Annotated in this window: 14 protein-coding genes; 2 read left to right on the forward strand and 12 right to left on the reverse strand. The window is 68.1% G+C overall.

What is annotated here, in order from left to right:
- The first annotated feature begins 149 nt into the window (after nucleotides 1-149).
- Both TSB10P1A_RS13430 and TSB10P1A_RS13435 read left to right on the forward strand, forming a co-directional pair.
- Entirely contained in the window at nucleotides 150-1,439 is a 1,290-nt protein-coding gene (locus TSB10P1A_RS13430) for an adenylosuccinate synthase (protein WP_186388421.1), read from the forward strand.
- 60 nt (nucleotides 1,440-1,499) lie between these two features.
- Nucleotides 1,500-3,230, forward strand: coding sequence for a hypothetical protein (locus tag TSB10P1A_RS13435; protein WP_186388422.1), 1,731 nt, complete (start codon nucleotides 1,500-1,502; stop codon nucleotides 3,228-3,230).
- Between the two features lie 127 nt (nucleotides 3,231-3,357).
- Here TSB10P1A_RS13435 and serA read toward each other — a convergent pair whose 3' ends face one another.
- The 12 genes from serA to tolQ form a co-directional block, all read right to left on the reverse strand.
- Nucleotides 3,358-4,944, reverse strand: a complete 1,587-nt coding sequence (gene serA / locus TSB10P1A_RS13440; RefSeq protein WP_186388423.1) for a phosphoglycerate dehydrogenase — start codon at nucleotides 4,942-4,944, stop codon at nucleotides 3,358-3,360.
- An 88-nt stretch (nucleotides 4,945-5,032) separates the two neighbouring features.
- A complete protein-coding gene (locus TSB10P1A_RS13445; RefSeq protein ID WP_186388424.1) occupies nucleotides 5,033-6,208 on the reverse strand; it encodes a phosphoserine transaminase in 1,176 nt (391 codons plus the stop codon).
- Between the two features lie 227 nt (nucleotides 6,209-6,435).
- A complete protein-coding gene (locus tag TSB10P1A_RS13450; protein WP_186388425.1) occupies nucleotides 6,436-7,233 on the reverse strand; it encodes an outer membrane protein in 798 nt (265 codons plus the stop codon).
- 271 nt (nucleotides 7,234-7,504) lie between these two features.
- The gene (gene glmM, locus TSB10P1A_RS13455; protein WP_186388426.1) at nucleotides 7,505-8,851 is read right to left on the reverse strand and encodes a phosphoglucosamine mutase; all 1,347 of its coding nucleotides are present in this window, start codon (nucleotides 8,849-8,851) and stop codon (nucleotides 7,505-7,507) included.
- A gap of 310 nt (nucleotides 8,852-9,161) precedes the next feature.
- Nucleotides 9,162-11,090 carry an ATP-dependent zinc metalloprotease FtsH gene (gene ftsH / locus TSB10P1A_RS13460; RefSeq protein WP_186388427.1) on the reverse strand — a complete coding sequence of 643 codons (1,929 nt, stop codon included), beginning with the start codon at nucleotides 11,088-11,090 and terminating at the stop codon, nucleotides 9,162-9,164.
- A gap of 129 nt (nucleotides 11,091-11,219) precedes the next feature.
- Nucleotides 11,220-12,557 carry a tRNA lysidine(34) synthetase TilS gene (gene tilS / locus TSB10P1A_RS13465; protein WP_186388428.1) on the reverse strand — a complete coding sequence of 446 codons (1,338 nt, stop codon included), beginning with the start codon at nucleotides 12,555-12,557 and terminating at the stop codon, nucleotides 11,220-11,222.
- Nucleotides 12,544-13,548, reverse strand: a complete 1,005-nt coding sequence (gene ybgF / locus TSB10P1A_RS13470; RefSeq protein ID WP_208985164.1) for a tol-pal system protein YbgF — start codon at nucleotides 13,546-13,548, stop codon at nucleotides 12,544-12,546. The genes tilS and ybgF overlap by 14 nt, the downstream gene beginning before the upstream one ends.
- Before the next feature lie 209 nt (nucleotides 13,549-13,757).
- On the reverse strand, nucleotides 13,758-14,243 hold the full coding sequence (pal, locus tag TSB10P1A_RS13475; RefSeq protein WP_186388429.1) for a peptidoglycan-associated lipoprotein Pal: 486 nt from the start codon (nucleotides 14,241-14,243) through the stop codon (nucleotides 13,758-13,760).
- A 140-nt stretch (nucleotides 14,244-14,383) separates the two neighbouring features.
- Nucleotides 14,384-15,739, reverse strand: a complete 1,356-nt coding sequence (gene tolB / locus TSB10P1A_RS13480; protein ID WP_186388430.1) for a Tol-Pal system beta propeller repeat protein TolB — start codon at nucleotides 15,737-15,739, stop codon at nucleotides 14,384-14,386.
- A gap of 150 nt (nucleotides 15,740-15,889) precedes the next feature.
- Entirely contained in the window at nucleotides 15,890-16,834 is a 945-nt protein-coding gene (locus TSB10P1A_RS13485; RefSeq protein WP_186388431.1) for a cell envelope biogenesis protein TolA, read from the reverse strand.
- Between the two features lie 4 nt (nucleotides 16,835-16,838).
- Entirely contained in the window at nucleotides 16,839-17,291 is a 453-nt protein-coding gene (gene tolR, locus TSB10P1A_RS13490; RefSeq protein ID WP_208984932.1) for a protein TolR, read from the reverse strand.
- 4 nt (nucleotides 17,292-17,295) lie between these two features.
- Nucleotides 17,296-18,009, reverse strand: coding sequence for a protein TolQ (gene tolQ, locus TSB10P1A_RS13495; RefSeq protein ID WP_186388432.1), 714 nt, complete (start codon nucleotides 18,007-18,009; stop codon nucleotides 17,296-17,298).
- Nucleotides 18,010-18,065: the final 56 nt, after the last annotated feature.

The following is an 18,065-nucleotide window of genomic DNA, read 5'->3' on the forward strand; positions in this document are numbered from 1 at the left end:
CGGCCGGGAAAGCGGGTCTTGGGGCTCGTCAACCCGCGCGGCCGCCGTTATAGTCCGCCTCACCTTGCCCCGGTCGGCTGAACCGGGGTTTTTCGTGTGTGCTGGCACCACTGCCAGCCGGGTTTCGAGTGATCGAAGGAACGTATCGCATGGCCAATGTCGTCGTCGTCGGATCTCAATGGGGTGACGAAGGGAAGGGCAAGATCGTCGACTGGCTGTCGGAACAGGCCGACGTCGTCGTGCGCTTCCAGGGCGGCCACAATGCCGGCCACACTCTGGTGATCGACGGTGTCAGCTACAAGCTGTCGCTGCTGCCCTCGGGCGTGGTGCGCGGCAAGCTGTCGGTGATCGGCAACGGCGTGGTGATCGACCCGCATGCGCTGGTGGCGGAGATCGGCCGGCTTGCCGAGCAGGGCATCAAGGTGTCGCCGGACACGCTGGCGATCGCCGGCAACGCGACGCTGATCCTGTCGCTGCACCGCGAACTCGACGCGCTGCGCGAGAACGCCGCCACCGGCACCAAGATCGGCACCACCAAGCGCGGCATCGGCCCGGCCTATGAGGACAAGGTCGGCCGCCGCGCCATCCGCATCATGGACCTTGCCAATCTGAAGAGCCTGCCGGCCAAGATCGACCGGCTGCTGGCGCATCACAACGCCCTGCGCCGCGGCCTCGGCGAGCCGGAAATCGATCCGGCGACGATCTTCGCCGAACTCGAAAGCGTCTCCGGCCAGGTGCTGCCCTATATGCAGACCGTCTGGTCGCTGCTCGACACGTGCCGCCGCGACGGCAAGCGCATCCTCTTCGAGGGCGCGCAAGGAACGCTGCTCGACATCGACCACGGCACCTATCCGTTCGTCACCTCGTCGAACACCGTCTCCGGACAGGCGGCGGCCGGCAGCGGCCTTGGCCCCGGCTCCATCGGCTATGTGCTCGGCATCACCAAGGCCTATACGACCCGCGTCGGCGAAGGCCCGTTCCCCAGCGAGCAGACCGACGAGATCGGCGAGTTCCTCGGCACCCGCGGCCACGAGTTCGGCACCGTGACCGGGCGCAAGCGCCGCTGCGGCTGGTTCGACGCGGTGCTGGTGCGCCAGAGCTGCAGCATCAACGGCATCAACGGCATCGCCCTGACCAAGCTGGACGTGCTGGACGGGCTCGACGAGATCAAGATCTGCGTCGCCTACGAACTCGACGGCCAGCGCATCGACCACCTGCCCGCCTCCCAGGGCGCGCAGGCCCGCGTCAAGCCGATCTACGAGACCCTGCCGGGCTGGAAGGAATCGACGGAAGGCGCCCGAAGCTGGGCCGAACTGCCGGCGCAGGCGGTCAAGTATGTCCGCCATGTCGAGGAGCTGATCGGCACGCCGGTCGCGCTGCTCTCGACCTCACCGGAACGGGATGACACAATCCTTGTCCAGAATCCGTTTCAGGATTAAGCGTTAAATCGCGGATCGCGCCCCGGCGCGATCCTATGTGCGGCGATCACGAGTGGCGACATGGCAGATTACTACCCGGTTTTGAAAAAAACCGTCGCAGCGCTTCCAGAGAACACCGGAGCAGCCCGGCGCGAGATCTATCAGCGCGCGCGCAAGGCTATTGTCGCCCAGCTCAAGGCCTATGATCCGCCCCTGTCGCCGTCGGAGATCACCGCCGAACAGCTTCGGCTGGAGGAATCCATCCGCAAGGTGGAGGCGGAGGCCGCGCGCGAGACGCTTGGTTTCTCCGCCGCCCAGCAACCCGTGGCAACGCCTCGCCCGGCCGCTCCGCCGCCGGCCGCGACCCCGCAGCCAGCCGCAAGGCCGGCCGCCCCGCAAGCCGCTGCCCCCGCGCGCCCGGCGCCCGCAGCGCCGACAGCGGCGGCCGCCCGGCCAACAGTTGCCGCCGAACCGCCGCGCGACACGCTGAAGAGCGCCATCGAGGAAGCGCGCAAGCTGGGCGAGGCCGCCGATCAGGCGAGCCGCTCCGCCCGCAGCGCCCTTGAGGACGAGCCGGCACCCGCGGCCCCGCACAAGCGCGAGCCGACGCTCGGCGCCGAGCCCTCGCTTCGCACAGCACCGATGGCTGCGGACGAGGAAGAGCGCCGTCCGCTCGCCGGATCGCGCGGCTCGCGCGCGTCCGCCCGCGATATGGGTCCGTCCAGGGGCCCGTCGCCGCTGCCGCTCGACGCCGACATGCGCCCGTCCCGCCTGCCGGCGCTCCTCGGCGGCCTCGCCCTATTGCTCGTCGTCGTGGGCATCGGCGCCGTGACCTATTCCCAGCGCGAGACGCTGCTGGGCCTGTTTTCCTCCGACGACAGCGCCCCGGCGCCGTCCCGGCAGACCACGGACACCGGCCCCGCGCCGACCGGCAACGGCGCCGACACCACCCCCGCCTCGCGCAAGGACACTGCCCGCCTGCTCGACGGGCCGGCGCCGGATGCACGCGCCGTGACGACGACGCGGATCACCCCGAACGGCCCGCAGACCGACACGCTGGCGCCCACGGATGCGGACAGCGGCGTGCGCACGGTCGAGCCGCAGACACCGGCTTCGCAGCAGGCCGACAGCGAGACCACCGAGGAGCCGGAAGCGGCCGCGACGGCGGAGGATCTGGCCGTCGAAACCCCGGCCGATGCCCTGCCGCAACAGGACACCCGCACCGCCGCCGCCCCCGCGCAACCCGACCCGACCGCCAGCACCGAGGCGCCGGTCGCCCAGCGCGCCATCCTCTACGAGGAGGGCCCGACCGCCGGCAGCGCCGGCCAGGCCTCGGCCGGCCGCGCGGTGTGGAGTGTCGCGCAGGAGACTGTCGACGGGCGCGCCGAGACGGTGCTGAAGATGCGCATCGAGGTGCCGGACCGCAACATTGCCGCCAATCTGACCCTGAAGCCCAACCGGGACGAAACGCTGCCGGCGAGCCACCTGCTCGAAGTGCAGTTCGAACTGCCGGAAGGCTTCTCCGGCCAGGGCGTCGCCGACGTGCCCGGCCTTGTGATGAAGACCACCGAGGAGGCGCGCGGCGATGCGCTGATCGGCGCCTCGGTGAAGGTCGCCGACGGCTACTTCTGGGTCGCCCTGTCCAACCTGCCGGACGAGCAGGAGCGCAACCTGATGCTGCTGCGCGATCGCGGCTGGATCGACATCCCGATGCTCTACGAGAACGGCAAGCGCGCCATCCTGACGCTGGAAAAGGGCACGCCCGGCAGCCGCGCCGTCCAGCAGGCGACCGACGCCTGGCGCGCCGGCTGACGGCGGCGCCCCCGCGCGACGCGCACACATGAACACGCACACTTGAACACGCACATGAAAAGGGCCGGAGCGGCATCCCGCTCCGGCCCTTTTCGCATCGTGCCCAGCGCCGCGAGGCGGCACCGGATCAGAAGGCCAGCGGCTTCGCCTGCTTCACATGCGGCAGCGAAGCGATCTTTGCCAGCACCGCCTCCGGCACCTCGCCGTCCACCTCGACCAGGCAGATCGCATCCTCGCCCGGCGCCGTGCGGCCGAGGTTGAAAGTGGCGATGTTGACCCCGGCCTCGCCCAGGACCGTGCCGAGCTGGCCGATGAAGCCCGGCTTGTCCTCGTTGGTGACATAGAGCATGTGGGAGCCGAGCTCGGCTTCCATGTTGATGCCCTTCACCTGGATGACGCGCGGCTTGCCGTCGGAGAACACCGTGCCGGCGACGGAGCGCTCCTGGCGCTCGGTCTTCACCGTCAGGCGGATATAGTTCTCATAGGCGCCAGCCTGGGCCCGGCGCACCTCTTCCACCATGATGCCGCGCTCGCGCGCCATCACCGGAGCCGAAACCATGTTGACGGTCTGCAGCAGCGGCTGCAGCACGCCGGTCAGCGCCGCTGCCGTCAGCGCCTTGATGTTCATCTCCGCGACGGCCCCCTCGTATTCGAGGCGGATGCCGCTGAGACTGGTCTCCGTCAGTTGGCCGGCGAAAGAGCCGAGCAGTTCCGCCAGCTTGACGAACGGGGTCAGGCGCGGCGCCTCCTCGGCGGTGATCGAGGGCATGTTGAGCGCGTTGGAAACGGCGCCCTTCATCAGGTAGTCCGACATCTGCTCGGCGACCTGCAGGGCGACATTCTCCTGCGCCTCGCTGGTCGACGCGCCCAGATGCGGGGTGCAGACCAGGTTGGGCGCGCCGAACAGCACGTTCTCCGTCGCCGGCTCGTCCACGAAGACGTCGACGCCGGCACCGCCCACCTTGCCGCTGTCCAGCGCCGCGCGCAGCGCCGCCTCGTCGACCAGCCCGCCGCGGGCGCAGTTGATGAGGATGACGCCGTCGCGCATCTTCGCAATCGCCGCAGCATCGATGATATTGCGCGTCTTCTCGGTCAGCGGCGTGTGCAGCGAGATCACATCGGAGCGCGCCAGCAGCGTGTCGAGATCGACCTTTTCGACGCCGAGGTCGACGGCGCGCTCGTCGGACAGGAACGGATCGAACGCCACCACCCGCATCTTAAGCCCGATGGCGCGATCCGCGACGATGGAGCCGATATTGCCGCAGCCGATCAGACCGAAGGTCTTGGAGGTGATTTCCGCGCCCATGAAGCGCGACTTTTCCCACTTGCCGGCCTGGGTGGAGATATCGGCGGCCGGGATCTGGCGGGCGACGGCGAACATCATCGCGATGGCATGCTCGGCCGTGGTGATCGAATTGCCGAAGGGCGTGTTCATGACGATGACGCCCTTGGCGGACGCCGCCGGAATGTCGACATTGTCGACGCCGATGCCGGCGCGTCCGACCACCTTCAGCCGGTCGGTGGCGGCAAGCAGCTTCGCTGTCACCTTGGTGGCGGAGCGGATCGCAAGGCCGTCATAGTCGCCGATGGCGGCAAGCAGCGCGTCCTTGTCCTTGCCGAGATCCGGCCGGTAGTCGACCTCGACCCCGCGCGAGCGGAAAATCTCGACGGCGGCCTCGGACAGTTGATCGGAAATGAGAACCCTGGGGGCCATAGGTCAGTCTCCCTGGCTTGCCGGACCACGGTCCCGCGCCCTCGCGCGGGACCGGACGGCCTGTGTCGTCTGTCGTGTAGGGAAAGGCTCAGGCGGCCTTGCCGAGCGCCTGCAACTGCTGCTCGAAGGCCCAGTCAAGCCAGGGCAGCAGCGCCTCGACATCGGCCTGCTCCACCGTGGCGCCGCACCAGATGCGGAAGCCGGACGGCGCGTCGCGATAGGAGCCGATGTCATAGGCGACACCGGCGGCCTCGAGCGCGGTGGCCATCGCCTTGGCGAAGCCGGCCTGCTGCCCGGCATCGAGCCCGGCGACGCGCGGATCGACGATCCGCAGGCAGACGGAGGTGTTGGAACGGGTCGCCGGATCGCTCGCCAGGAAGTCGACCCAGCCGGTGCGCGCGACCCAGTCGGCAATGGCGCCGGCATTGCCGTCCGCACGGGCGATCAGTGCGTCAAGGCCGCCGATCTCCTTCGCCCATTTCAGCGCGTCGATATAGTCCTCGACGCAGAGCATGGACGGCGTGTTGATGGTCTCGCCCTTGAAGATGCCCTCGATCAGCTTGCCGCCCTTGGTCATGCGGAAGATCTTGGGCAGCGGCCAGGCCGGGGTGTAGCTCTCCAGCCGCTCGACCGCGCGCGGGCTGAGGATCAGCATGCCATGCGCCGCCTCGCCGCCCAGCACCTTCTGCCAGGAGAAGGTGACGACATCCAGCTTGGCGAAGTCCAGCGGCTGGGCGAAGGCGGCCGAGGTGGCGTCGCAGATCGTCAGGCCGTCACGGTCGGCCGCGATCCACTCGGCATCCGGCACGCGCACACCGGAGGTCGTGCCGTTCCAGGTGAAGACCACGTCGCGCGCGAAATCGACGGTGGAAAGATCGGGAAGCGCGCCATAGGGCGCCTCGATGACCCGCGTGTCGGCCAGGCGCAACTGCTTGACCGCATCGCTCACCCAACCGGAGCCGAAGCTCTCCCAGGCCAGCAGGTCGACGCCGCGCGGGCCGAGCAGCGTCCACATGGCCATCTCGACGGCGCCGGTGTCGGACGCCGGAACGATGCCGATGCGATAGTCCGCCGGCACTTGCAGGATTTCGCGGGTAAGCTCGATTGCCTCGGCGAGCTTGGCCTTGCCCGGCTTGGCGCGGTGGGAGCGGCCGAGCGGCGCATCGGCGAGCGCCGCGGCCGACCAGCCGGGACGTTTCGCGCAAGGACCGGAGGAGAAACGGGGATTTTCCGGCCGAACGGCCGGTTCTGCATGCTGCGTCATCTGACTACCCTTCCAGATAGGTGCTCCTCGTTGGGGAGGAGTGTCCCGCTGACGGAGATAGCCGAAGCGCGTGTGGCCCGCAAGCGGTCAAAACGACGGAGCCGGTTGGGGGCCCCGATCGAAGGGAAGAGCAGAACGCACAGGACCGGGCACAAGACCCGGTCCCATGACTGTCTCGACTGTCCATGGCAGCCACCCGCGGCGCCATGCCGCGGAGGGCGGTCCGATCAGTATCGGGCGACGATCGGCTCCGGCATGAAGGTCGGGCCGGAGTTGAACGTGTATCGCATGCCGACCCGGAACTCGTGCGCGGCAAGATCCTGGTAGCGGATCTTGTAGGACGGATTGGCGCCGCCCGTGCTGAAGCTCTTGGTGTAGGCATTGCCGATGTTCAGGTAGCGGTAGCCGGCGTCGATCGCCCAGTTCGGCGTCAACTCATACGACCCGCCCGCCATCAGCGCCCAGGAGAAGTTCCAGGTGCTGCCGCCCGGATACTTGCCGGAGGCGCCGTCCGGATTGAGGAACTTCACGTCGCTGGCGGTGACGTAGGACGTACCGATACCGCCGCCGACATAGGGCGTGAAGCCGGCCCAGGTGCCGAGGTCGACATAGCCGTTGACCAGGAAGGTCAGGACGTCGATCTTCGCCGTCTCCTTGGAGAACCCGCCAATGCCGGGGCCGCCGCACGGCGCCGGGCACGGCGCATAGCCGGTGACCTTGGCCGGGAACTCGTAGTCGACCGTCACGTCGGCGCGCAGATAGTCGCTGAACTTGTAGCCGACGCCGGCACCGATCATGCCGGTGCGGGCCATCTTCTCGTTCCGGAAGTGCAGCGGCCCGTAGGCAACGCTCGGGGTCTGGTAGATCTTGTAGCCGATGTCGCCACGCAGATACCACCCTCCCGTCACGACCGGCACCTGCGGAACATGCTCGATCACCGGGATCGGCATATCCGCTGCGTGGACGGCTGACGAGACGATCATCGCGACGCCAGCCAGGCACATTTTCTTGATTTGGCTGCTCATGTCTCGGTCCTCGTAGGTGCGTCCGTACAGTCTTCGTTTGCCGGCCGCGCACGTGAAACACGAGGCTAGATTTGCCGAAAATGCTTAAGGTGGGCTTAACCGTAAAATTTAACCGTGTTTTTTTACGTTAATGAAGAGTAAACAAAAGAAGAGAGAAATTGCGATAAGCAACAGTCTCCCCGCATCTTTGCAGACTGTTAACCATACGAAAGGGCCGCCTCCTTTCGGAAAGCGGCCCTTGCAGCTTGGCGAGCAGAACGACCGTTCGGCGTCAGGCGGCGGCGCGCGCCACCGCCGCGGCGATCCGGTCGACGACCCCGGTCAGCACATCCTCGTTGTCCGCCTCGCCCATCACACGGATCAGCGGCTCGGTGCCGGACGGACGGATGAGCAGGCGGCCGCTGGTGCCGAGCGTCTTGCGGCCATCCTCGATGGCCTGCTGCACGCCCGGATCGTCCAGCGGCGTGGCTCCGGAATAGCGGACATTGCGCAGGATCTGCGGCACCGGATCGAAGCGGCGGCAGACCTCGGAAACCGGCCGGCCGAGCTTGGAGACGCAGGCCAGCACCTGCAGCGCCGCGACAAGGCCGTCGCCGGTGGTGGCGAAGTCGGACAGGACGATATGGCCCGACTGTTCGCCGCCGACATTGTAGCCGTGCTGGCGCATGTGCTCGACCACATAACGGTCGCCGACCTTGGTGCGGGCAAGCGTCAGGCCGAGGCCGCCAAGATAGCGCTCCAGCCCGAGATTGGACATCACCGTGGCGACGATGCCGGAGGCCGCGAGGCGCCCGTCCTCCAGCCAGGACTGGGCGACAACGGCCATCAACTGGTCGCCATCGACCACCTTGCCGTTCTCGTCGACGATGATCACCCGGTCGGCATCGCCATCGAGCGCGATGCCGATGTCGGCGCGCACCTCATGCACCTTGCGGCACAGGGCATCGGTGTCGGTGGAGCCGCATTTCAGGTTGATGTTGTAGCCGTCCGGATCGACGCCGATGGCGATCACCTCGGCGCCGAGTTCCCACAGCACTTCGGGGGCGACCTTGTAGGCAGCGCCATTGGCGCAATCGACGACGATGCGCAGGCCGGCAAGGCTCATCTCCCGCGGCAGGGTGCGCTTGGCGAATTCGACATAGCGATCGCGCATGCCGTCGATGCGCTTGGCCCGGCCGAGATCGGAGGGAGAGGCAAGTTGCCGCGACAGGTCCTGCTCGATCAGCTTCTCGATCTCGCTTTCCGCCTCGTCGGAGAGCTTGTAGCCGTCGGGGCCGAAGAACTTGATGCCGTTGTCCTGGTAGGGGTTGTGCGAGGCGGAGATCATCACGCCGAGATCGGCACGCACGGAGCGCGTCAGCATCGCCACCGCCGGCGTCGGCATCGGCCCGAGCAGCAGCACGTCGAGACCGACCGCCGTGAACCCGGCGACCAGCGCATTCTCGATCATGTAGCCGGACAGGCGCGTGTCCTTGCCGATCACCACCCGGTGGCGATGCGAGCCGTTGCGGAACGACAGACCGGCGGCCATGCCGACCTTGAGGGCGATGTCCGGGGTCATCGGCGCACGGTTGGCCGTGCCGCGAATGCCGTCGGTTCCAAAATACTTGCGCGTCATGTCGACCCTGTCTTTTGCGGCGGGAGGCCAGCCGGTTCGGCCGGTCGGCACATCGGCCTGCGTCCGCGTGTCGGCCGCGCCGGCCTGTGGCCGGTCCCGCCCCCCAAGCGCGGCACGAACTCCAGCCCGGCCGGCGGTTCCTCCATGTAGCACCAAGCTGCCAGAAAGGAGTTCAAAATTTGTTTTCGTTCGTTACAGCCCGGCAAGGCCGCGCGGGATCGCGCCGCCGCATGAAAACGGCCCGGCAGTCGCCTGCCGGGCCGTTTCGCGTTAACGGGAGGACGGCCTCGGGCCGTCAGCCGCGCAAGGATCAGCCCTGCGGCTGCGGCTCCATGCCGCCGGTCGGAGCATCGCCCTCGCCGCGCCGCTTGGCGCCGGTCTTCGGCACCGCCGAGGCGCGCGCCGTCGGCTGGTCGTCGTCGGTCTCGCGCACCGGCGGCTTGCCGTCGAGCAGGTCGCGGATCTCGTCGCCCGACAGCGTCTCGTATTCGAGAAGACCGTTGGCGATGATGTGGAGCTGATCCTCGTGCTCGGACAGAACGCGCTTCGCCGTCTCGTAGCCGGTGTTGACGAAGGCCTTGATCTCCGCGTCGACAATGCGCTGGGTGTCTTCCGACACGTGCTGGCTCTTGGCGACCGAATGGCCGAGGAACACCTCTTCCTGGTTCTCGCCATAGAGCAGCGGACCGAGCTTGTCGGACATGCCGAACTGGGTCGCCATGGCCCGCGCCAGACGGGTCGCCATCTGGATGTCGCCCGAGGCGCCCGAGGTCACCTTCTCGTAGCCGAAGATCATCTCCTCGGCGACGCGGCCGCCCATCGCCACCGCAAGGTCGGCCTTGCACTTGGCGCGGGTCAGCGAGACCTGGTCCTTCTCCGGCAGGCGCATGACCATGCCAAGCGCGCGTCCGCGCGGGATGATCGTCGCCTTGTGGATCGGATCGGACGCCGGCATGTGCAGCGCCACCAGCGCGTGGCCTGCCTCGTGATAGGCGGTGAGCTTCTTCTCTTCCTCGGTCATCACCAGCGTGCGGCGCTCGGCGCCCATCATCACCTTGTCCTTGGCGTCCTCGAACTCGGCCATGGTGACCAGCCGCTTGCCGCGGCGGGCAGCCAGCAGCGCCGCCTCGTTGACCAGGTTCATCAGGTCGGCACCGGAGAAGCCGGGGGTTCCGCGCGCCAGCGTGCGGACATTGACGTCCGGCGCCAGCGGCACCTTGCGCATATGGACCTTGAGGATCTTCTCGCGGCCGGTGACATCCGGGTTCGGCACGACGATCTGCCGGTCGAAGCGGCCCGGGCGCAGCAGCGCCGGGTCAAGCACGTCCGGACGGTTGGTCGCCGCAATGATGATGACGCCCTCGTTCGGCTCGAAGCCGTCCATCTCCACGAGCAACTGGTTCAGCGTCTGCTCGCGCTCGTCATTGCCACCGCCCAGGCCAGCGCCGCGATGGCGGCCCACCGCGTCGATCTCGTCGATGAAGATGATGCAGGGCGCGTTCTTCTTCGCCTGCTCGAACATGTCGCGGACGCGGCTGGCGCCGACGCCGACGAACATCTCGACGAAGTCGGAGCCCGAGATGGTGAAGAAGGGCACGTTCGCCTCGCCGGCGACGGCGCGCGCGGTCAGGGTCTTGCCGGTGCCCGGAGGACCGACCAGCAGCACGCCGCGCGGGATGCGGCCGCCAAGGCGCTGGAACTTCTGCGGATCGCGAAGGAACTCGACGATCTCCTGCAGGTCTTCCTTGGCCTCGTCGATGCCGGCGACATCCTCGAAGGTGACGCGGCCATGCGCCTCGGTCAGCAGCTTGGCCTTCGACTTGCCGAAGCCCATTGCCTTGCCGCCCGAGCCCTGCATCTGGCGCATCACGAAGATCCAGATGCCGAGGATGATCAGCATCGGGAACCAGGAGATCAGCGCGCCGAGCAGCGAGAAGCTCTCCTGCGGCGGACGGGCGATGATGCGCACGTCCCTGGAGCGCAGCAGCTCGACATATTCGCCGGCCGATTCGGGCGCATAGGACTGGAACGCACCGCCGCTGTTATAGGTGCCGATGATCTGCTGGCCCTGGATCGTCACCTCCCGCACATCGCCCTGCTCGGCCTGGTTCAGGAACTGGGAGAAGGGGATGTCGTTCGTCACCGTGCGCTGTCCCGGGCTCTGGAAGAGCTGGAACAGGGCGATCAGCAGCAGGCCGATAATCACCCAGAGGGCAAAATTGCGAAAATTGGTGTTCATGAGCGGTTCCTTCACCGCGACATGGCGGCGGTCTGCGCTGGATAGACGTTCTTTAAGGCCAAGATAGGTCCGCCGAAAGGGGCTGCCAAGGCGACGATGGAGATTCGCACGCAACAGGTCTCGTTTTTCTTAAAAATCTTCGACAGCGAACGGATTGGCGGCAAGTTCCGCCCGCCGCAGGCTTTCTTCCGGCCCGAAGGGAACCAGTCGGATCCGTGCGGGCGGCGTTCCGGCAAGGCCGGGACAATAGGCCGCATCGCCCGGCCCGAGCAGCAGGGGCGCGGCGGCGAAGGCCGGCGCGGGCCAGTCGCCCGCCGCCTTGCGGTCGATCCCGTGCTCCGAGAGCGTCCCCAGGGGCACGACACGAACCGCGTCGCCCCGCTCCACCTCCAGCAGGAAGCGCCGGTCGAAGACGGCCCGGCCGGGGCCGCGCAGCATCACCGGCGCAACTCCGCCCCGCCCCGGCTCGCGCCAGAAGACGATCTCGCCGCCGCGCCGGCGCGCCACCACGCCGGACAGTGTCGACTGGATCTCGGCATGTCGCGCCAGACGCTCCACCAGCCCCTCCAGCCGGGCGAGACGCGGCGGATAGGGCTCGCCGCCGGTCGCGGCCAGCAGCCTGGCGAAGAGGCGCAGCAGGCTCTCACGCGGCAGGGCGGCGATCGCCTCCAGCCGCAACCGCACCGGGCCGGCCGGATGGCGCAGGAGACCGGCGGCCAGCGCCGCGTCGACCTGCGCGTCGATGGCGGCTGCCGCCGAGGCCAGCCGCCCGGCGGTGGCGGCAAGCGTCGCGGCATCGAGCCCCTCTCGGGCCAGCGCCGGCATCAGGCGGCGCAGGCGGGTGCGCGCATAGGCCGGATCGTCATTGGACGGGTCTTCGGCAAAGGCCTCGCCCGCCGCCCGGCAGGTGGCGACGAGGCTGGCCTTGGAGACGGCGAGCAGCGGCCGCAACACGGTCACGCAGGCCGCCTCCCCGTCGTGCCAGAGGCCCCGCGCCGGCATCGCCGCAAGGCCGTAGACACCGCTGCCGCGACCAAGGCGCAGCAGCAGCGTCTCCGCCTGATCGTCGAGATGATGGGCGAGCACCAGCGCCTCGGCGCCGAGCTCTGCACTGGCCTCGACAAGCAGGGTCCGGCGCAGGTCGCGCGCCGCCGCCTGGCGATTGGCGGAGGGCTTGGGCGCTCGCGATGTCAGGACCCGGCAGGCAAGGCCGAGCCGGTCGCAAAGCTGCGCCACGGCACGGGCCTCATGCGCCGCTTCCGGGCGCAGGCCATGATCGACGGTCAGGACGTGAATGTCGGGAGGGGCGGTCCTGCGCGCGCGCCAGGCGGCGACAAGCAGCAACAGGGCCGTGGAATCGGGGCCGCCGGAAACGCCGAGGGCGAGCGAGCGAAACGATGTCAGCGGTGCAAGGAGGGCGTCGGCCTGCGTCTCGCAGACGGGCCGCGCGCGGTCAGACGCAGCCACCGCTCTGCTGCTGGGCCTGGGCTTCGGCACGGATCGAGGTCGGCGCGCCCGGATACTTGGTCAGGAGTTCGCTGAAGGTGGCGCAGGCCGCGTCCTTCTGGCCGATCCCCTTCAGCGACAGGCCGAGCTTCAGCAGGCTGTCGGTGACCTTCGAACTGTCGGGATAGTCGGTATAGCTCTTCAGGAAGGCGTCGGCCGCATCGCGGTACTGCTTGCGGGCATAGAGGCTCTCGCCAAGCCAGAACTGGGCATTGGCCGCCAGCGGATCATTCGGATGGTCCTGCAGGAAGCGCTTGAACCCGGCCTCCGCCCCGGCATAGTCGCCGGCCATGATCATCGAATAGGCGCCGTCATAGTCGCCGCGCGGCGATCCGCCGGACGGGACCGCCGCCATCTCGAATGTCTCCCGCGGCTGGCCGCCGGAGACGCCGGGGGGCAGGCTGTCCTGCCCTCCGCCGCCGGCAAATCCGCCCGGTTCGCTGGCAAAACCGCCCGTGCCCGACTGTCCGCGCGCCAAGGCCGAGAGGTCGAGCGGGCCCGCCCCGAGCCCTGCCGTCTCCTCCTGCTCGTAGCCACCTTCGGCGCCGAACTCGGCATCGCCCGATCCATCGACGGAGAGTTGGCCGAGCGTGCCGGTGGCAGGGCCGTAGCTCTCGCCACCGCCCTGCAGGCCGGCCAGACTGCCGGCCTCTCCGCCCCCGGTATCGGAGCGCTTGCGACCGCCCTGCTCCAACTGCTGGAAGCGGTACTCGTTGTCCTCCTGCATCCGCTGGAGCTGCTCCTGCAACTGTCGGATCTGGTAGGTAAGCTGCTCGATCTGGCCGGTCAGGCTCCGCACCTGCTCCTCGACCTGGTTGACCCGCACCGCCGCGTCGCCATCGTTGCGCGACCCGAAAAGCTGGGCCGACGCCGACTGCGGCAGTGCCAGGAGCACCACCAGCGCGAAGACGCCGGGTAGAATTCTGAACGCCATGGGTTTCAATCGCTTCATGCCTGTCCTCCGCCCGTGCGGCAGACGGGCGACCGCCCGTCCGTCCGCCTGAACGCAATAGCACAGGGCGCCGCGACTTCGGCCAAATTTTGACGCGGGCCAAGGCATGCCGTCGCAACGCCTCGCCTAAAACAAAGAGCGGCCGCAGCGGTTTCCCGCCCGGCCGCCCCGAAGGCAGATAGATCGTTGCCGAGGCGCTGTCGCGCCGATCAGCTTCCGGCGTTGTCGAGCACGGTCACGCCGCGACGGTTCTGCGTCCAGCAGCTCTCGTCGTTGCAGACCGCGACCGGACGCTCCTTGCCGTAGGAGACCGTCTTGATCCGGTTGCCCGGGATGCCGCGCGCGACAAGATAGTTGCGCACCGCGTCGGCGCGCCTTGCGCCCAGCGCGATGTTGTACTGGCGCGTGCCGCGCTCGTCCGCATGGCCCTCGACCGTGACCGTGTAGCGGGCATAGCTGCGCAGCCACTGAGCCTGCTTGTCCAGCGTCGCCGTCGCCTGCGGCGTCAGCGTCGACTGATCCTCGTTGAAGAAGACACGGTCGCCGACATTGACCACGAAGTCCTGGCCGCTGCCGGGCTGGACGTTGCCGGTCAGGCCGTCCGGCTTGGTCTGCGCGCAGGCGGCGAGAAGCATCGCGCCCACAACGACAGAAGCAATGCGCGCGCTTCGGCTACGCATTCCGAGATTGATCATCAAACACACTCCTGATCCCCACCACCCCGACAGGGTAAACGCTTCTACAGCGAAACCGGTTAAGCGCGCGTTCATCAACATGGTTAACGAACTCTTGCGCGCCACAGACGCAAGGGTCGTTCAACCCTAGCGGCTGGCTCCTATTCCAGCAAGGGCGACCACGCCGGATCCGACGCGAAGGCCGGCGTCGGCACCCGCTGCTCGTTGTAGCCGGTCAGATCCACGGTCCAGAGCTGCGGACCGCCCGTTGCGCCCGGCGTGTCGCGGAAGAACACCAGGACGCGGCCGTTCGGCGACCAGGCAGGCCCCTCGTTGTGATAGCCCTCGGTGAGGACGCGCTCGCCGGACCCGTCCGGCCGCATGACGCCGATCATGAAGCGGCCCTGATGCATCTTGGTGAAGGCGATCAGATCGCCGCGCGGCGACCAGACCGGCGTCGAGTAGCGGCCCGGGCCGAAGCTGATGCGCTGCGGATTGCCGCCATTGGCCTCCATCACATAGAGCTGCTGGGTGCCGCCGCGGTCGGACTCGAAGACGATCCGGCGTCCGTCCGGCGAATAGGACGGGCTGGTGTCGATCGCCGGCGTGTTGGTCAGCCGCGTCGTGCGGCGCGAGCGCAGGTCCATCTCGAAGATATTGGCATTGCCGCCCTGCTGCAGGCTCATCGCCACCCGCTGGCCGTCCGGCGAGAAGCGCGGGGCGAAGGTCATGCCCGGGAAGTTGCCGACCATCTCGCGCTGCCCGGTCTCGATGTTGAGCAGATAGACGCGTGGGTCGGTGCCCGCATAGGCCATGTAGGTGACTTCCTGGCGCGAGGGCGAGAAGCGCGGCGTCAGCACCAGTTCGTTGCCATTGGTCAGGTAGCGGACATTGGCGCCGTCCTGGTCCATGATCGCCAGGCGCTTGACGCGCTTGTCCTTGGTTCCGGTCTCGTCGATGAAGACGATGCGGGTGTCGAAATAACCCTTCTCGCCGGTCAGCCGCTCATAGATCGCATCGGCGATGATATGGGCCATCCGCCGCCAGTTGTCGGCAGTGGTGTAGAATTGCTGGCCGAGCATCTGCTGGCCGGCAAAGACGTCCCACAGGCGGAACTCGGCGCGGATACGGCCGTCCGACTGCCGCTCGATGGCACCGACCACCAAGGCCTGCGCGCCGATCGGGCGCCAGGAGGCGAATTGCGGCGGCGTGTTCACATCGACATTGGTCTCGATGAAGCTTGCCGGATCGAGCGGCCGGAACAGGCCGGACCTGGCAAGGTCGGCCTTGATCACGTCGGTGATCTGCGAGGCAAGCTGCGCCTCGCCGCCACGCCCTGCAAAAGCCGGCAGGGCGATGGGCAGCGGCTCGATATTGCCCTGGGTGATGTCGATCTCGATCACCGCCGATGCGCGCTCGGCCGGAAGCAGTCCGAAGCTCCAGATCACCGCCGCAAGCAGCAGGGCAGTGATCCGCAAGCCCGAGCTTGCAATGCTGGCAGATGCCTGTCTGATCATCCTCTAGGCTCCGTCGGTCCTGTGTCGCGGCGCACCGCGAAAGCGGATGTGCCGTGTCCCGGCCCATCCGTTGCGTGAGAATTCGTCATTTTCGCGTCCCTTGCGAATCTTGGCATATCCGCAACGGTCTTGGGATGTCCCGATCCATGCTCAGCCGCCGAGCAGTTCGCGCGGATCGAAATTGATGATCACTTCCCGCCAGGCATCGTATTTCGCCGCCGGCAGGGAATAGGGAGCGCAGCGCAGCACCGCCCGGCGCGCACTCTCCGCCGCAATGCCGAAGGACGGGTTGTTGCTGGAATTCATGATTTCCGGACGCTGGTCCACCTCGCCGCCCGGGGTGAGGAACACCTTGAGGCGGACATTGAGGTCACCCGCGCCGGCCGCGCCGGCCGGCGGGTTCCAGCAGCGCGAGATCTGCCCGCGCAGCGCGTCGATCTCCGACTGGCTCATCGTCACGCCGCTCTGCCCCTGGCGGCTGCCGAGCGACGCCGGCTGCGTCGAATTCGAGCTCGCCCCGCCCGCCGGCTCGACCTTGTTGAGCAGGGCGGCGATCTCGTTCGGATTGAAATTCTCGCGCGGCCGCTCGCGCTGCGGCTGCGCCGGCGGGGTCGGCTTGGAGCGCGGGCGCACGGTCGGCGGCGGCGGCGTTTCCGCCACTTTCTTCTCGGGCTCCGGGGCCGGGGTCGGCGCCGGCTCGGGCTCCGCCTTCGGCGCGGGAGGCTCGGGCGCCACCGGCTGCGGCTGCGGTTCGGGCGGCACGGGACGCTCGGGGGCGGGCGTCGGCTCCGGCGTGGGGGCGGGCGTTGGCGCCGGCGTTGCCTGGTTGGGACGCTTGGCCTCGGTCTCGGCCGGCTTCTCCTCGGCTTTTGGCTGCTCGACGGGCTTTTCGGTCGGCCGCGTCGCCTCGACCTCGCGCACTTCGGCCGTCTTCTCGCCGATGCGCAGGCGGGTCAGTTCGGAGACGGGCACCAGATCGACAGGCAGGCTGTCCACCGGCGCGATCTCGAACGGCTTCGCATCGGGGAAGGACATCACTCCCCAAAGCAGCACGGCCAGATGGCCGGCAGTCGATGCGATGAGCCCGACACGCATGGGCCTACTGCTGCTCCTCGAGCGTCACGAGGCCGATCCGCTTGTAGCCGGCCGCGCTGATCCGCCCCATCACCCGCATGATTGTGCCGTAGTCGGCGTTCTGGTCGCCGCGCACGAAGATCCGCTCCTCGTAGCCGGCGCGCGCGATCGCCTCCAGTTTCGGCACCACTTCCTCGGCGGCGATTTCCGTCTCCTGGATATAGATCCGCCCATCCGCGGCCACCGAAATCGTGATCGGCTCGGTGGCGCCCTCCATCGGGCTCGCCTGCGTCTCGGGCAGGTCGAGCGGCACGCCGACGGTGAGCAGCGGCGCCGCGACCATGAAGATGATCAGCAGCACCAGCATCACGTCCACGAAGGGCGTGACGTTGATCTCGCTCATCGGCTGGCTGCGCCTGCGGCGCCGCCGTCTGCCGGTGTCCTCGGGCGCCGCGCCGCCGGCGGACTGCATGCCCATGGGGTCAGCTCCTCTCGTCGATCTGACGCGACAGGATGGCGGAGAACTCGTCGGCGAACCCTTCCATCCGGGCGGCCAGCTTGCCGGCATCCGCCGACAGCTTGTTGTAGGCGATCACCGCCGGAATGGCCGCGAGAAGGCCGAGCGCGGTCGCAAGCAGCGCCTCGGCGATGCCCGGCGCGACGACGGCAAGGTTGGTGTTCTTGGAGGTGGCGATCGCCTGGAAGCTGGTCATGATGCCCCAGACCGTGCCGAACAGGCCGATGAACGGGGCGGCCGATCCGACGGTCGCCAGCACCAGCAGCCGTGCCTCCAGCCGTTCCGCCTCGCGGGCGATGGTCACGTCCATCACCCGGTCGATGCGCTGGCGCAGGCTGGCGATCGCCGGCCGCGCGCCCTCGTGGCTGCGTTTCCACTCGCGCATCGCGGCGATGAACAGCGCCGCCATCGAGTGGTTCGCCCGCCCCGACAGGGTGCGGTAGAGTTCCTCCAGCGACTGGCCGGACCAGAACACCGTCTCGAAGCGGTTCATCTGTCGCTTCGTGCGCGTGAACAGCAGCCACTTGTCGACGATGATCGCCCAGCACCAGATCGATGCCACGACAAGGCCGAGCATCACCAGCTTGACGACGAGATGCGCCTGCAGGAACAGCGCGAAGAAGGACATGTCGCCCTGCGGAGCCGCGAGGGTCGTTTGTGCAAGTTCCACGGGATTCATCTAATTCAGGACCTCTTGCCCGATACCATTGGCGCACATGCCGGATCGGTTGCCGG

The sequence above is a fragment of the Stappia sp. TSB10P1A genome (assembly GCF_900185725.1).
Taxonomy (GTDB): domain Bacteria; phylum Pseudomonadota; class Alphaproteobacteria; order Rhizobiales; family Stappiaceae; genus Stappia.

Coding starts and splice junctions, on each gene's coding strand:
- TSB10P1A_RS13430 (WP_186388421.1), top strand. CDS start 150: ATGGCCAATGTCGTCGTCGTCGGATCTCAATGGGGTGACGAAGGGAAG.
- TSB10P1A_RS13435 (WP_186388422.1), top strand. CDS start 1,500: ATGGCAGATTACTACCCGGTTTTGAAAAAAACCGTCGCAGCGCTTCCA.
- serA (WP_186388423.1), bottom strand. CDS start 4,944: ATGGCCCCCAGGGTTCTCATTTCCGATCAACTGTCCGAGGCCGCCGTC.
- TSB10P1A_RS13445 (WP_186388424.1), bottom strand. CDS start 6,208: ATGACGCAGCATGCAGAACCGGCCGTTCGGCCGGAAAATCCCCGTTTC.
- TSB10P1A_RS13450 (WP_186388425.1), bottom strand. CDS start 7,233: ATGAGCAGCCAAATCAAGAAAATGTGCCTGGCTGGCGTCGCGATGATC.
- glmM (WP_186388426.1), bottom strand. CDS start 8,851: ATGACGCGCAAGTATTTTGGAACCGACGGCATTCGCGGCACGGCCAAC.
- ftsH (WP_186388427.1), bottom strand. CDS start 11,090: ATGAACACCAATTTTCGCAATTTTGCCCTCTGGGTGATTATCGGCCTG.
- ybgF (WP_208985164.1), bottom strand. CDS start 13,548: ATGAAGCGATTGAAACCCATGGCGTTCAGAATTCTACCCGGCGTCTTC.
- pal (WP_186388429.1), bottom strand. CDS start 14,243: ATGATCAATCTCGGAATGCGTAGCCGAAGCGCGCGCATTGCTTCTGTC.
- tolB (WP_186388430.1), bottom strand. CDS start 15,739: ATGATCAGACAGGCATCTGCCAGCATTGCAAGCTCGGGCTTGCGGATC.
- TSB10P1A_RS13485 (WP_186388431.1), bottom strand. CDS start 16,834: ATGCGTGTCGGGCTCATCGCATCGACTGCCGGCCATCTGGCCGTGCTG.
- tolR (WP_208984932.1), bottom strand. CDS start 17,291: ATGGGCATGCAGTCCGCCGGCGGCGCGGCGCCCGAGGACACCGGCAGA.
- tolQ (WP_186388432.1), bottom strand. CDS start 18,009: ATGAATCCCGTGGAACTTGCACAAACGACCCTCGCGGCTCCGCAGGGC.